Genomic DNA, 15,197 nt, shown 5'->3' on the forward strand with positions numbered 1-15,197 from the left:
TGCTACGGCGTCGACGACCCCGTTCGCGACACCGCGGCGCTGGTCACTCCCCCGTCGCCCTCCCGGCCGAGGCGCTCATGCGTCTCTCTGGCGAACACCCACGGCACCACAGCGGCCAGGAGCAGTGCTCCGGAGAGCACGAATCCGGCGGTGTAGCCGAACCCGTCCACGACGAGACCCACCAGCACCGGACCGAGGATCGCTCCGGAATCACTCGCCATCTGGAAGGTCGCGAGCACCTTACCGCCCGCACGATCCGCACCGATCACGTCCGCGACGGAGGCCTGCTGCGCGGGATTGAGCACCCCCGCACCCATTCCCGCCACGACCGAGGCCGCCACGAGGAGGGGGACGGTATCGCACCAGCCCAGCGCGAGCGTGGACACCCCGGAGACCACCAGTCCACCGATCACCAGTGGCCGTCGTCCGTACCTGTCGGACAACCACCCCGCCACCGAGACGACAGCCGCGGTGCCCACGGCGAAGGAGGCCAGCGCGGTGCCGGCGACACCGGCGCCGGCATCGAAGTTCGCGGCGGCGAAGAGTGGGACGATCGCCACGCGCACGCCGAACGAACTCCACCCGTTGACGAAGCTGGACACGAGCGCTGCGCGGTAGCCGCTGTCGCGTAGCGCCTCCCGCACCGGGAGCGCCTCCTGCTCGGGCATCCCGTCGTCCGCCGAGGGCCGGCGCCCTCCCCGCAGGAACACCGCCACCACCCCGGTCGCGACGAGCAGGGTGAAGGAGTAGACGAAGAACGGCACCCTCATGCCGAACCCGGCCAGCAGCCCGCCGAGAACCGGCCCGCCGATGTTGCCGATCAGGAACGCGGTGGCGTACAGACCGGCGATCCGTCCCCTGGCGCCGGGGGGCGAGAGGCGGGTGAGCAGCGCCATCGCCGAGATGGTGAACATCGTCGACCCGAGCCCGCCGAGCCCCCGGAACACCAGCAACTGCCAGTAGGACTGGGCCATGCCGGTGGCCAGGGTCGACACGACCACGATGAGCAGGCCCGACATGTAGACCCAGCGTTCGCCCAGGCGGTCCACGAGGAACCCACCGGCGGGTGCGAACACCAGACGGAAGAAGGCGAAGGCGCTCACGACGACCGACGCGGCGGTCACCGAGACGTCGAAACTCCGTGCGTACTGCGGGAGTACGGGGGCGACGAGACCGTAACCGATCGCCACGGCGAACGCGGCGGCGACCAGCACCCACACATCCGCGGGTAGCGGGGTCCGCGGTTGCGCGGTCCGGCGACTAGCGGGGAACAGGCCTCTCACGCCGACCGGAGCACCCGGGCGAGGACGTCGGCGCCGAAGTGCAGGGCGTCGACGGGGACCCTCTCGTCGACGGCGTGGAAATGGCCGAAGACGTCGAACTCGTCCGGGACCCTCAGCGGGACGAAACCGTACCCGTGGATCCCCAGAGGAGCGAGGTGCTTGTTGTCCGTGCTGGCCGGCAGGAGATACGGGACGACCAGGGCTCCGGGGTCGGCCTCCAGGACCGCCTCACGGATGGTGGCGACCAAAGGATCGTCCGCGGGCGCGGCGATCGGCGGCTGCCAGATCCAGTCGACCGCGACGTCGGGCCCGAGCTCGGCCTCGATCTCCGCGCGGAAGGTCTCCTCTCCCCCGGGCAGCACGCGGCAGTCGATCTCCGCGAACGCCTCGGAGGGGATGACATTGGTCTTGTACCCGGCGGACAGGACGGTCGGCGACGCGGTGTGCGAGAGCGACGCCTCGACCAGCGGGCCGAAGTGCCCGAGCACGCCGAGGTGCGCTGGCAGGTCCGCGACGTCACCACTCGTCCCGGCGAGCTCCCCGACCACGGACGCGAGGGCGGTGTTGGCCTCCGTGGGTGCGACGGGGAAGTGGCGACTCGCGACCCTATGTACGGCGCCGGCGATCGCGGCGACCGCGTTGTCCGGAGTCGGACGGGACGCGTGGGCGGCGGCACCCTTCGCGCTCACCCGTGCCCAGGCGACGCCCTTCTCGGCGACCGCGATCGGATAGAGCCGGCGCCCGGACACCGGAACGGACCACCCGCCGACCTCGCTGAGCGCGTGGGTCATTCCGTCGAAGATCTCGGGCCGTTCGCGCACCACCCACTGTGCCCCCATCGTCCCCGCGGCCTCTTCGTCGGCGAAGAAGGCGAGCAACAGGGGTCTGCGCGGCACAATCCCCTCGCGGCGGTAGTGGCGCACGACGGCCAGGATCATGCCGATCATGTTCTTCATGTCGACGGTTCCCCGGCCGTAGAGCCAGCCGTCACGGATCTCCCCCGCGAACGGCGGGACCGACCAGTCCTCGGCGACGGCGGGCACCACGTCGACGTGGCCGTGGACCACGAGGCCTCCGGCGGCGGCATCGGACCCGTCCACACGGGCGAACAGACTGCCCCGGCCGGGCACGGACTCCACCAGTTCACTCGGGATGCCCACCTCGTCCAGGTACTCGGCGATCCGTCGGCACACGCGGGTCTCACCGTCGCCGATCGAGGCGGGGTCGCCGGTGTTTGTCGAGTCGATGGAGACGAGGTCGGCGGTGATCGAGACGACCTCGGAGTGCAGGAGGGCCCGCATCTCGTCGGTCATCGGCACGGTGTCCGTCATCCGAAGCACTTCCCTTCCCCACGGTAGGTGGGCCAGCGGTCCACCACCGCGGGCCCCTGTGCAGTCTCGTCCACCACGTGGAGCGTGTCGAACCGCTCGCAGACCTCGCCTGCCTTCGCGTGACGCCACCAGGCGCGGTCCCCGATCGCCACGTCCCCCCGAACCGGGGTCTGCACCTCGCCGGCGCCCTCCCTGCCGAGGTAGCGCAACCCCGTGGGGAGGGCGGGGACCGGCAGCCGGTCCGGCCCCGGCGCCCCGGAGGCCACGTACCCGCCGTAGAGGAACGTCGTCAGGCCGCGCGCCGGGGTCCGGACGGCGGGCAGGGCGTAGAACAGCGCGGGGCGAGGGGTGAATGACCGATAGTGGTCGAACAGACCGGGGACGAAGAGACCGGATCCAGCGGTCACCTCCGTGACCGCCGGATCCGCTGCGCTCTCGGCGATCGAACCGGATCCGCCCGAGTTGACGATCTCCGGCCTCTCGCCGGTGACCCCGGCGATCACGTCGGCGACCGCGTGACGCACTCCCAGCAGGCGGCGCATGGACAGGCGCTTGACCACGCCCACCCCTCGGACGTCGTCGGGGACGCCGGCGACCTGCGCCTCGTAGAACATCGCCCCGACCACCCTGAATCCCAGATCGACGGCGCGACGGACTACAGGCTCCACGTCGACCGGGCCACGCAGCGGGGAGCGCCTCACACCCAGGTGGACCGGTCCGAGCCGGAGGGAGGCGTCCACGTCGATGCACACCCTCGCGCCGCCCGCACCCGACTCCTGCGCGATCTCCAGATGGCGTTCGTCGTCGACCATCAGCGTCACCGCCGCGAGAGCGGCCGGATCCGCGCCCAGCCGGCCGAGCGCCCCACGGTCGACCGTCGGGTACCCGAGCAGGACGTCTCGGCAGCCCGCCCCGACGAGCCACAGGGCCTCGGTGAGCGAGTAGGCCATGATCCCGCGCACCGTCTCGTCGCCGCGGAGCCCCGGGCCCAGGACCTCCTCGAGCACACCTCGCGACCTCACGGACTTGCTGGCGATGCGGATCCGCGTCCCGCCCGCTCGGCGCCGGAGATCGGCGAGGTTCGTCCGCAGAGTGGGCAGGTGGAGCGCGGCGAGCGGTGCGTCGAGTCCGGCGGTGGCGACATCGACCGCCTCGACGGCGCCTGGCGCGAGTCCGGGCATGGCCCTGGTCACCCCCTCGACCCTCACCGGGACGACCTAGTCGCCGTCGATCGGGTGCGCGTCCGCCACCACCAGGTCGACGGCCCGGTGGAGGAGCGAGATCGCCTCGTCGTCATCCCGGCAGATCTGCCAGCGCAACCCGATCCCCGCCACCGTGGCCTCCACGACGCCGACCATGTCGTCGAGCCCCATACCCCAGCGCATACCCGCCGACTGCGCGGTGCGCTCGAGGACGGACCGGATGATCTCCTCGTTGGACTCCTGCTGATGACGGGCCAGACCGATCTCCGGTGTCCCGTGCGTGCGCAGCGAGTAGGAGACGATCTCGTAGGTGAGGAGCTGACGGTCCGGAGAAGCGGAGATGACCGCCCAGATGAGGTCGATGGCCTCGTACAGCCTGCGGCGCAGCCCCTCCCTGCCGAGGGCGCCCGAGTCGAAGTCGACGTTGATGAACGCCCTGGCCGCCTGGTGCACCTCCGAGTTGACCGCACCGATCACCTCGCGGAGGAGCTCCTCCTTGTCCGTGTAGCAGTAGTGCACTACTCCCAGAGAGACGCCGGCGCGCTCGGCGACACCGCGGACGGTCACCGCGCCGAGTCCGTAGTGTTCCGCGATCTCGAGGGCGGCCCGGAGGAGCTGCGCTCGGCGCTGATCGGATGGCAGGCGTCTGGTCACCCGTCCATGGTACGACGACGACGACCCGACGGGCGCACTACACCTCACGGCCCCGCCAGCCGCCGAACCGGCATCAGGTCTGTTGTCCAGATCGACCCCGGGAATCACACCGAGAGGTAGCCTCTGCACCCATGACGACCTCGACCACGCGGTGGAACAACTGGGCCGGAAACGTCCTCGCCTCGCCGTCGGGCCGGTCCGACCCCACGACGGTCGCCGAGGTCGCCGGGGTCGTGACCTCGGCCGCGGAGCGCGGCTCCAGGGTCAAGTGCGTGGGCGCAGGTCACTCCTTCACCCCCGCCGCCGCGACCGACGGGGTACTGGTCTCGCTCGACGACCTGACCGGGATCGAGTCGATCGTCCCGACCCGCGATCCCGAGGGGAACGTCGACGGGGCTGATGTGACCGTCTGGGCGGGCACCCGACTCCACCGGCTCGGCCCCCTCCTCTGGGACCTCGGACTCGCACAGCCGAACCTCGGCGACTTCGCCGAACAATCGTTGGCGGGCGCGGTGTCCACGGGCACCCACGGCACGGGCCGGGCCGCCGTCGGCCTGCCGGCCACCGTGGTCGGACTACAGATCGTCGCGGCGGACGGCACCGTCCTGAACTGTTCGCGAGAGGCGGATCCCGAGGTATTCGAGGCGGCGCGCCTCGGGATCGGTGCGGTCGGGATCATCACCAAGTTGACCATCCACTGCGTGCCCGCGTTCGCACTGAACGCCGAGGAGCACCCGTGGACCCTCACGGCCGCGCTCGCCGATCTCGAGGGCTTCGCGAGTTCCGCCGACCACGCGGAGTTCTTCTGGTTCCCGCACACCGATGCCGTCACCGTCAGACGCAACACCCGGTTGCCGGGTGACGCGGACCTGCGTCCGCTCGGCCGCATCCGTGAGCTCGTCGCCGACGAGTTCCTGTCCAACGAGGCCTTCGGTGCGCTGTGCCGGACGGCCGCGCGCCGGCCGGCGCTGACCCCCAGACTCAACCGCGTCGCCGCACGGGTGATGTCGGCCCGCGTGTACACCGACCGCAGTTACCGGGTCTTCGCCTCCTCGCGGCGGGTGCGCTTCCGCGAGATGGAGTACGCGGTCCCGGTGACTGCCGCGACCACCGTGCTCGGTGACCTGCGCGACATGATCGACCGCACCGGCGTCGTCACGCCGTTCCCCGTCGAGGTGCGGTTCGCCGCGGCGGATGACGTCTGGTTGTCGACCGCCTACCGGCGGGACGTCTGCTACATCGCGGTCCACCAGTTCCACCAGATGGACCACACCGAACTCTTCCGGTCGGCCGAGGAGATCTTCCTCGCCGCGGACGGCCGCCCGCACTGGGGCAAGATGCACACGAGGACCGCCGCCGATCTCTCGGCCACCGTCCCTCACTTCGACGACTTCGTCTCGGTGCGTGACCGACTCGACCCGGACCGGGTCTTCGCGAACCAGTACACCGAACAGGTCCTGCCGTAGGAGGCGAGACCACCTGAATCTCCGTACCGTGGGGTGACGGACAGGACCAGCCGTTCCTGTCGCGACCACCCTCGAGGAGATCCCGTGTCAGAACGCGTCCCCGCCGAAGCCGACGTCTCCGGTCCGCTCGCAGGAATCGCCACCGGGGCCCTGCGCAAGGCGATACGCAGCCAGGCCGGGGCGGCGAAGGGATACGTCCGCATGCTCCGCCAGAGCCACCCCGACGAGAGTCCCGCACGGATCCGCGAGCGGCTCGACTCCCGCTTCCTCACCGCCGTCACCGCGTCCGGCGCCGCCGTGGGCGCCACGGCGGCCGTCCCGGGGGTGGGCACCGTCATCGCTTTCGGCGCCATCGGCGCCGAGTCCCTGGTCTTCATCGAAGCCGCGGCGTTCTACACCCTGGCCGTCGCGGAGGTGCACGGCATCGACGTCAAGCTCGGCGAGCATGAGGAGCTGCTCGTCATGACCGTCATGCTCGGCGCATCGGGTACCGCGATCCTCGCCAACGCGGTCAGCACGAACGGCGGTGCGTCCGCGGGCGGATCACTCGCGGGCAGGTCGCTGGGGCTCCCCGGCCTCAAGGAGGTCAACCGGCGCATGGTGTCCCGGTTCGCCCGGAAGTTCGCGGTCAAGCGGGCCACCCTCGCCATGGGCAAACTGGCCCCCGCCGGTATCGGCGCGGCCGTGGGCGGCTGGGGCAACCGACGGCTGGGGCGGACGGTCGTCACCGCGGCGGCGACCACCTTCGGTACCCCGCCGGACAGCTGGCCCGCCAGCTGACCGCCGTCCACCCGGACACCGCATCCCCCTGTCAGGTGAGATCGGAAGGCCCGGAACGCGCGGAAGGTCTAGCCTGGGTCCATCGCGTGTGAAACCCACCACAGATCAGGAAGGCACCACAACATCGTGAGCAAAACCGTCTCACAGTTCGGACAGAACCAGTGGCTCGTCGACGAGATGTACGAGCGGTTCTCCAAGGACCCCTCCTCCGTGGACAAGTCCTGGCACGAGTTCTTCGACGCGAACCCCGGGGCAGCCACCGGCCGCGATGCGTCGACGGGCTCGTCCGGAGCCGGCGCGGCGTCGGGCGGGGGTGGCACACGCACCGGTGGGAAGAATGGTGACGAGAAGAACGGTGGCGCCAAGAAGGGCAAGAAGGTCTCCGCCGACACATCCGGGGGCGACAACGCCACCCCCGACGCCAACACCCAAAAGACCTCGGAGCTGACCGTGGCCGACGTGTCCCCGGAGTCCTCGGCGAAAGACGTGGCCGCCAAGCCCGCCGACGACAGCACCCCCGCGCGCAAGGCCAGAGGCCAGGGCGTGCCCGCCCCCGTCCGGTCGACCGAGACGCGGAAGAGGTCCGAGGCCCCGGCCGCGAAACGGACCACCAAGCCCGAGTACACGCCGCCGGAGGAACCCGAGAACAAGGTCCTCCGCGGCCCGGCCAACGCCATCGTCAAGAACATGAACGCGTCGCTGGCGTTGCCCACGGCCACCTCGGTCCGTGCGGTCCCGGCGAAGCTGATGATCGACAACCGGATCGTCATCAACAACCACCTCAAGCGCACGCACGGTGGGAAGATCTCGTTCACCCACCTCATCGGGTACGCCATGGTGCAGGCCGTCAAGGCCTACCCCAACATGAACAACTACTTCGAGGAGATCGACGGCAAGCCCAATGTCGTGACCCCGAACGGCATCAACCTGGGCCTGGCGATCGACATGAAGACCAAGGCGGGGCGCACCCTCGTCGTGGCCGCCATCCGGAACTGCGAGAAGCTGGACTTCCGCGGTTTCCTCGACGCCTACGAGGACATCGTCTCCCGCGCCCGGGTCGGCAAGCTGACGATGGAGGACTTCTCCGGCGTCAGCATCTCCCTGACCAACCCCGGCGGTATCGGCACGGTCCACTCGGTCCCGCGCCTCACCCCGGGACAGGGAGCGATCCTCGGCGTCGGCGCGATGGAGTACCCGGCGGAGTTCCAGGGTGCGAGCGACGAACAGCTGGCCAACAACGCCATCGGCAAGATCACCACGCTCACCTCCACCTACGACCACCGGATCATCCAGGGGGCGGAGTCCGGCGAGTTCCTGCGCGAGATCCACCGCCTCCTGCTCGCCGACGAGTTCTACGACGAGATCTTCGACGTCCTCGGCATCCCCTATGAGCCGGTGCGGTGGCGCCAGGACATCACCGACCCGCGCGTGGACAAGGACGCCCGCGTCCTCGAGCTCATCGCGGCCTACCGCGACCGTGGTCACCTCATGGCGGACATCGATCCACTGGACGGTCGGCACGCCCAGCGTCGGCGCACCTTCCATCCGGATCTCGACGTCAACTCGCACGAGCTGACCCTCTGGGACCTGGACCGGAAGTTCTCCGTGGGCGGGTTCGTCGGCAAGGACAAGATGCGCCTGCGCGACGTCCTCTCGGCGCTCCGCGCGGCGTACTGCCGCAAGATCGGCATCGAGTACACGCACATCCTCGAGAACGACCAGCGACAGTGGATCCAGGACCGGCTCGAGGGCGTCGACGACAAGCCGACGGTCGCCGAGCAGAAGTACATCCTGTCGAAGGTCAACGCCGCCGAGGCGTTCGAGACCTTCCTGCAGACCAAGTACGTCGGTCAGAAGCGCTTCTCGTTGGAGGGCGCGGAGTCGGTCATCCCGATGATGGACGCCGTCATCGACGAGGCCGCCGAGTTCGCCCTCGACGAGGTCGTGATCGGGATGCCGCACCGCGGGCGTCTCAACGTGCTGGCCAACATCGTGGGTAAGCCCTATCGCCAGATCTTCACCGAGTTCGAGGGGAACATGGACCCCTCGGCCGCTCACGGCTCCGGGGACGTCAAGTACCACCTCGGAGCCGAGGGGATCCAGTATCAGATGTTCGGGGAGAACGAGATCAAGGTCTCGCTCACCGCCAACCCGTCGCATCTCGAGGCGGTCGACCCCGTCCTGGAGGGGATCGTGCGCGCCAAGCAGGACCTCATCGAGGACCCGGAGTGGCGCGCGGAGTACCCGGTCGTGCCGCTCATGCTGCACGGTGACGCCGCGTTCGCCGGGCAGGGCGTGGTCGCGGAGACCCTCAACCTCTCCCAGATCGACGGCTACCGCACGGGCGGCACGATCCACATCGTCGTCAACAACCAGATCGGCTTCACCACGGCACCCGAGGCGGGCCGGTCGAGCCAGTACGCCACGGACGTGGCCAAGATGATCGGCTCGCCGATCTTCCACGTCAACGGCGACGATCCCGAGGCCTGTGTGCGGGTGGCCCGGTTGGCCATGGACTTCCGCCAGCAGTTCAAGAAGGACGTCGTGATCGACCTCGTCTGCTACCGCCGCCGCGGGCACAACGAGGCCGACGACCCGTCGATGACGCAACCACGGATGTACGAGGTCATCGACGCCAAGAAGAGCGTCCGCCAGTCCTACACAGACGATCTGGTCGGCCGCGGCGACATCACCGAGAAGGAGGCGGAGAACGCCCTCCGCGACTTCCAGGGGCAGCTCGAGCGGGTCTTCAACGAGGTCCGGGAGCTCGAGAAGCACCCGGTCAAGGCGTCCGAGTCGATCCTGCCCAACCAGCCGCTGCCCAAGCGCCTGGTGACGGCGGTCGACGAGTCGGTCATCCACGCCATCGGCGACGCCTTCGGCAACCTGCCGGAGGACTTCCACATCCACTCGCGGGTCAAGCCGGTCTACGAGGCGCGTCAGAAGATGGCCTACAACGGCAACATCGACTGGGCGTTCGCCGAACTGCTGGCGATCGGCTCGCTGGTCCAGGAGGGCCGGACCGTGCGTCTGGCCGGGCAGGACTCGCAGCGCGGGACCTTCACGCAGCGCCACGCCGTTGTGGTCGACAAGACCACATCGGAGCCGTACTCGCCCCTGCAGAACCTCGAGGACGCCGAGGGTCGCTTCGAGGTGTGGAACTCGGCGCTGACCGAGTTCGCCGGCGTCGGATTCGAGTACGGATACTCGGTCGGTGACCCGGAGGCGCTGGTGTTGTGGGAGGCCCAGTTCGGCGACTTCGTCAACGGTGCCCAGACCATCATCGACGAGTACATCTCCTCCGGTGAGGCCAAGTGGGGCCAGAAGTCCTCGGTCACGCTCCTCCTCCCGCACGGACACGAGGGCATGGGACCGGATCACACGTCGGGTCGCATGGAGCGTTTCCTGCAGCTGTGTGCGGAGGGCTCGATGACGGTCGCCCAGCCGTCCACACCTGCGAACTACTTCCACCTCATGCGCCGTCACGCCACGGACGGGATCAAGCGTCCGCAGATCGTCTTCACCCCCAAGTCGATGCTGCGCAACAAGAAGGCCGTCAGCGCCCTCGAGGACTTCACGACGGGCAAGTTCCGCTCGGTTCTCGACGATCCCACCTTCGTCGACGGTGGGAAGGACCCGGAGAAGGTCACGACCATGCTCTTGGTCTCCGGCAAGCTCTACTACGAGCTGGCGGCCCGCCAGGAGAAGGAAGGCCACGACCACATCGCGATCGTGCGGCTGGAACAGATCCACCCGATCCCGTTCCGCCGTCTCCGCGAAGCACTCGGGCACTACCCGAACCTCTCCGAGGTGCGGTGGGTGCAGGAGGAACCGGCCAACCAGGGCGCGTGGAGCTTCCTGGCCCTCAACCTGCCGGAGGTCATCCCGGAGTTCCCCCCGATCAAGCGGGTGTCGCGGCGGGCCATGGCGGCCACGTCGACCGGGCTCAGCAAGGTCCACGCGGTCGAGCAGAAGGCTCTCGTCGACGAGGCGTTCTCCTGATCACGGCCACGGGGTAGGCGCGGGGTAGGCGCGGGCCTCAGCGCCCCCCGAGTCCGATCATCCGAATCCGCTACCCCACCGCAGGATCCGCTACCCGAATCGGGGTAGCGGATCCGACCGGGGGTAGCGGATTCGTGCGTCGGGGGGGACTCGGCTCCGGGAGTCAGTAGTCGTGCGAGTCGAGCCAGTAGTCGGCGAGAGCGGTCGGGGTGGATGTCCCGAACTCCACCCCGAGGAGCAGTTCCCGGACGTCGTCGGTGGTCAGCTCCCCGCTGATCCGGTTGACCAGGGCCAACTGGTCCTCCGAGAGGGAGCCCTTGCGGAACACCGGGACGAGGTGTTGGGCCAGGATCGCGTCCTCGTCGTCGTCCAACACCACCATGTCGTCGGGATCCAGCACCGGGTCGGTCGACTGGACCAACCCCACGCCGATCTCGCCCGCCCGCAGCGCCTCGAGGACCGCGCGAGGGTTCGGTCCGAGCGCCACCCGCCGCCCGAACCCACAGTCGTACGTCCCGCCCACGGCGGTGGCGAGCTCGCGGTCCGCGAGCGCCTCCTGGCGTCCGCCCAGCGTGAATTCGCCGCACCGGCTCTCGAGGTCGGACATGGTCCGTAGACCGCGGGTCTCCGAGGTGTGGCGGGTCACCACGTACACGGGGGCGTCCTCGGCGGGAGCCGGGTCGGCCGCCGTCACACCCTCGGGCAGTGCGGCCATCATCGCGCTGTAGACCTCGTCCGCGTCGACCGCCGTCGAGCGGGGATCGAACGAGCGCAACAGTTCCCCGGTGTACCCGATGGTGAAGGTGGCGTCCCCGCTCGTCACCGACTCGAGAACCTCGGTCTGGCTCCCGGACTGGGACCGGATGGTGGCCCGGGAGCCGGAGCGCAACAGCGCGTTGCCGTAGATGTGGCCGACGATCTCGGCCTCACCGAAGGATGCGGTCTCGATCACCACCACCGGATCGGGCTGGTGGGCGGGGATTATCGAGGACTGCGCCTGGCATCCGCTCAACCCCACCACGGCGGCCCCGGCGATCGCCAGTGCCCGGACCCCGGCCCCACCCCGCGACAGTCGCACCCGACCACGTCCTTCCTCGCCACGCCCGCACCCGCTGGTGCAGCACCTGCCCTACAGTCTCCCAGCAGCACCCTAACGGTCTCGTGTCCAGGCCCCACGCGCGATTGCCCGATAGTGTCAGGGCAACGATCGAGGGGAGCCCAGGTGCCCAGTATCCGCAGACTGCAGAGCACGACGACCGCTCCCGCGCCCCCACCCTCCCGGTTGACCGTCCCCACCGAACGCGCGGTGGTCGGCTGCGGTGTCTACGTCGACGGCGTCCGCGAGCCGGGCCATGTCACCCACCAGGCCGCGCTCGAACGCGTCCGCGAGACCGGGCGGGGTTTCGTGTGGATCGGCCTCCACGATCCGGACCGGCACCAGATGGAGGCGCTCGCGTCGGTGTTCGGTCTGCACGAGCTGATCACCGAGGACGCGGCCGCCGGGCGGCAGCGGCCCAAACTGGAGGTCTACGAGAACTCCCTGGTACTGGCGATGTCGACGGTTGAGTACCTCGAGCATCAGAAGGTGACCGACACCACCGACATCGTCTCCACCGGGGAGATCATGGTGATCCTGGGCCGGGATTTCGTGATTACCGTGCGCCACGGCGACGTCGCGGGCCTGTCAGGCCTCCGCGCAGAACTCGAGGGGACGCCCGAGAGGCTGGCCCGGGGACCCGCGGCGGTGATGCACGCCGTGGTCGACCTGGTGGTGGACGGCTACCTGCGGGTCGCCGAGAAGATGTCACGAGAGGTGGACGATCTCGAGATCGCGGTCTTCGCCCCGCGAACGCGGGTCGGCATCGAGCAGATCTACGTGCTCAAGCGCGAGCTCCTCGAACTCAAGCACGACATCGCGCCGCTCGCGTTTCCCCTGCGGCGGCTGTCGGTCGAGCATCTGGATCTGATCCCCTCGGTGGTGCGGCACTACTTCCGCGACGTCCACGACCACCACACCCGGGTCGCCGCGGGGATCTCGACTCTCGATGAGCAGATCACCTCTCTGGTCCACGCCGCCATGGCGATGATCGGCGTCCAGCAGAACACCGACATGCGGCGGATCTCCGCGTGGGTGGCGATCGCCGTGGTGCCCACGATGATCGCGGGGATCTACGGGATGAACTTCACCAACATGCCCGAACTGCGGTCCGAGTACGGCTACTACGTGGTGCTCGGGGTCATGGCCGCCGCGTGCACGGGGTTGTTCCTGCTCTTCCGGAGGAACCGCTGGCTGTAGTCAGCGCGCCAGGCCCGGGTTCACCGCTCGGCGCGCGGGGTCGGTCACGTCGATCCCGGCCTCGGTCCACGCGTCCTCGAGTTCCGCGGCCCCCTTGAGCCGGACCCAGGCCGCCTCGGTGTGTGTCACCGGGACCGCGCGGAAGACCCGCACGGGCGCGGCCTCCCCGCTCAACTCGACGTCGGGGACCTCGGGCGCGCGCAGGACGACGGCCGTGAACGCCGCGCCCGGCCACAGCGGCTCGCCCAGGTCGATGAGTGCGCCCTCCGAGAGCACCAGACCCTCGACCGCCGGCGCGGCCGCGAGGACGGCCAGCGCGCGCACGACCCCGTCCACCCCGCCCCGGAGCACGAGGCAGAGCTCGGCCCGTGGCGCCGCCGGGTCGGGGACGAGGGCGGACGGGTCCCCCATGGGATCGGCCGAGCATCCGAGCGAGGCGTAGCGGACCAGCCCCGACTCCACGTCCACGAAGCGCAGGACCCGGATCGGAGCCGCACCCAGGAAGGTGACCGACGCCTCCTGCGGTTCCGGGCCGAGTTGGGTGACCAGGTGCTCCCGGACCGCTGCCAGGACGGCAGCCGAGTCGGATCCGGTTCCCGGGAGGGTCACGAGAGGCCGAGGCGCGCGAGCTCGTCGCGGACCTTCTCGGCGTTCGCGGGCTCGCACAGGATGTCGTAGCGCCCGGCGACCAGCTGCGAGGTCGAGGCGAAATCGCGCTTGCCCCGCGTCGCGGCGTAGGACAGCGACGCCGAGACCACGCCGAACACCGAACCGCCCACGAGCCCGGTGAGGACGACCCCCCACATCGGCTGGGTGAAGATCCCGATGAGCAGACCCACGAAGAGCCCCAGCCACGCCCCGGTCGCCAGTCCCCCGAGCAGGACCTTGGGCCAGGTCAGACGGCCGGTGACACGTTCCACCTGCATGAGGTCCACGCCCACGATGGTCACCTCGTGGACGGGGAAGTCCTCGTCGGCGAGGTGGTCCACAGCCGCCTGCGCCTGGGCATAGGTCGGGTAGGAACCCACGACCCACCCGGTGGGTGGGGTGGGGAGCCCGGGCGTCTGCCCGCGGCCGCGCCTGCCGGAGGTCGGGGAGATCGGGGTGGTCATCAGTTCGGTCCTTCCGTCGCCGACCCGGAGGGGTCGGTCTCCTGTGCGCCCGACGTGGTCATCCCTGCGGCGCGGCCCCGCGCGGACACCACCAGGGCCATCTTGCGGCTGGCCTCGTCGAGCATCTCGTCTCCGAACATCACCGCGCCCCGGGCCCCTCCCTCGGCCGACGTCGAGTGAGCGTAGGCGGCGAGGATCCCCTCCGCCTTGTCGAACTCGTCCTGGCGTGGGCTGAACACCTCGTTGCCCGCGTCCACCTGGGCGGGATGCAGGACCCATTTGCCGTCGAACCCCAACGCCGCGGTGCGCGCCGCCGCCCGCGTGAAACCCTCCACGTCCCTCACCTTGAGGAACGGCCCGTCGATCGCCTGCAACCCGTGCGCACGGGCCGAGACGAGGATGCTCAACAGCACGTGGTGGTAGGCGTCCCCCGGCGCGTATCCCTCGGGCTGCTCCCCCACGGTGAGCGTGCGCATACCGATCGAGGCCATGAAGTCGGCGGGTCCGAACACCAGCGTCAGGACCCGGGGGCTGGCGGTGGCGATCTCATCGATGTGGGTGAGCCCGAGCGCGTCCTCGATCTGGGGTTCGATCCCGATGTGCCCTACCGGCAACCCCGCTGACTTCTCGACCTGGGTCAGGACCAGGTCGAGGGCCCGGACCTCCGCGGCCGACCGCGCCTTGGGCAGCAGTAGTGCGTCGACGTGCGCGCCTGCCCGGCCGACCACCTCGGTCACGTCGCGGACCGTGTACTCGGTGTCCCACGCGTTGACCCGCACGACGACGGTCGGCGCGGCAAAGCGCCCCGTGGTGAGCGCGTCGACGACGTTCTCCCGGGCCTGCTCCTTGGCCGGCCCCGCCACGGCGTCCTCGAGGTCGAGGAACACCTCGTCCACCGGCAGGCCGCGCGCCTTGTCGATCATCTTGACGCTGCTGCCGGGGACGGCGAGGACCGTGCGCCGTGGGCGGGCGCGGAGACCGGCGATCGTCGCCGCGGCGGAATCCGACAGTGCGGGATCCGTGTGCTGGGCGGGGGTCATCTGCGGGCACTCCCTTCCGGTGCGGTGCGGG

12 protein-coding genes are annotated in these 15,197 nt (G+C 69.8%); 4 read left to right on the forward strand and 8 right to left on the reverse strand.

Features of this window, described 5'->3' with window-relative positions; all coding sequences use genetic code 11:
* Window positions 1-2 precede the first annotated feature (2 nt).
* From H483_RS30460 to H483_RS30475, 4 genes are all read right to left on the reverse strand, one after another.
* Complete coding sequence (locus tag H483_RS30460) at window positions 3-1,214, reverse strand: MFS transporter (protein WP_017837095.1); 1,212 nt, start codon at window positions 1,212-1,214, stop codon at window positions 3-5.
* 65 nt (window positions 1,215-1,279) lie between these two features.
* Window positions 1,280-2,614, reverse strand: coding sequence for a M20/M25/M40 family metallo-hydrolase (locus H483_RS30465; RefSeq protein WP_017837096.1), 1,335 nt, complete (start codon window positions 2,612-2,614; stop codon window positions 1,280-1,282).
* Window positions 2,611-3,795 carry an alanine racemase gene (locus H483_RS30470; RefSeq protein WP_031264915.1) on the reverse strand — a complete coding sequence of 395 codons (1,185 nt, stop codon included), beginning with the start codon at window positions 3,793-3,795 and terminating at the stop codon, window positions 2,611-2,613. Before H483_RS30470 ends, H483_RS30465 begins: the two co-directional genes overlap by 4 nt.
* Before the next feature lie 36 nt (window positions 3,796-3,831).
* Entirely contained in the window at window positions 3,832-4,470 is a 639-nt protein-coding gene (locus H483_RS30475) for a TetR/AcrR family transcriptional regulator (RefSeq protein ID WP_017837098.1), read from the reverse strand.
* Window positions 4,471-4,601: 131 nt separating this feature from the next.
* Between H483_RS30475 and H483_RS30480 the strand changes: the two genes are divergently transcribed.
* From H483_RS30480 to H483_RS30490, 3 genes are all read left to right on the forward strand, one after another.
* Window positions 4,602-5,936 carry a D-arabinono-1,4-lactone oxidase gene (locus tag H483_RS30480; RefSeq protein ID WP_017837099.1) on the forward strand — a complete coding sequence of 445 codons (1,335 nt, stop codon included), beginning with the start codon at window positions 4,602-4,604 and terminating at the stop codon, window positions 5,934-5,936.
* An 84-nt stretch (window positions 5,937-6,020) separates the two neighbouring features.
* A complete protein-coding gene (locus H483_RS30485) occupies window positions 6,021-6,716 on the forward strand; it encodes a hypothetical protein (protein ID WP_017837100.1) in 696 nt (231 codons plus the stop codon).
* Between the two features lie 126 nt (window positions 6,717-6,842).
* Complete coding sequence (locus H483_RS30490) at window positions 6,843-10,718, forward strand: multifunctional oxoglutarate decarboxylase/oxoglutarate dehydrogenase thiamine pyrophosphate-binding subunit/dihydrolipoyllysine-residue succinyltransferase subunit (RefSeq protein ID WP_017837101.1); 3,876 nt, start codon at window positions 6,843-6,845, stop codon at window positions 10,716-10,718.
* 163 nt (window positions 10,719-10,881) lie between these two features.
* Here the strand turns inward: H483_RS30490 and H483_RS30495 are convergent, their stop codons facing one another.
* Window positions 10,882-11,796, reverse strand: a complete 915-nt coding sequence (locus tag H483_RS30495; protein WP_017837102.1) for a glycine betaine ABC transporter substrate-binding protein — start codon at window positions 11,794-11,796, stop codon at window positions 10,882-10,884.
* A 144-nt stretch (window positions 11,797-11,940) separates the two neighbouring features.
* On the opposite strand from H483_RS30495, the gene H483_RS30500 reads away from it, so the two are divergent.
* A complete protein-coding gene (locus tag H483_RS30500) occupies window positions 11,941-13,014 on the forward strand; it encodes a magnesium and cobalt transport protein CorA (RefSeq protein WP_042329829.1) in 1,074 nt (357 codons plus the stop codon).
* On the opposite strand, the gene H483_RS30505 is transcribed toward H483_RS30500, so the two are convergent.
* The 3 genes from H483_RS30505 to H483_RS30515 are packed head-to-tail and all read right to left on the reverse strand — an operon-like array spanning window position 13,015 to window position 15,166.
* Window positions 13,015-13,623, reverse strand: coding sequence for a suppressor of fused domain protein (locus H483_RS30505; RefSeq protein ID WP_017837104.1), 609 nt, complete (start codon window positions 13,621-13,623; stop codon window positions 13,015-13,017).
* Window positions 13,620-14,126 (reverse strand): general stress protein, encoded by a 507-nt coding sequence (locus H483_RS30510; RefSeq protein ID WP_017837105.1) that lies wholly within the window; start codon window positions 14,124-14,126, stop codon window positions 13,620-13,622. Before H483_RS30510 ends, H483_RS30505 begins: the two co-directional genes overlap by 4 nt.
* Entirely contained in the window at window positions 14,126-15,166 is a 1,041-nt protein-coding gene (locus H483_RS30515; protein ID WP_017837106.1) for a CoA ester lyase, read from the reverse strand. The genes H483_RS30510 and H483_RS30515 overlap by 1 nt, the downstream gene beginning before the upstream one ends.
* Window positions 15,167-15,197 lie beyond the last annotated feature (31 nt).

The sequence above is a fragment of the Dietzia sp. UCD-THP genome (assembly GCF_000349585.1).
In the GTDB taxonomy this organism is placed as follows: domain Bacteria; phylum Actinomycetota; class Actinomycetes; order Mycobacteriales; family Mycobacteriaceae; genus Dietzia; species Dietzia natronolimnaea_A.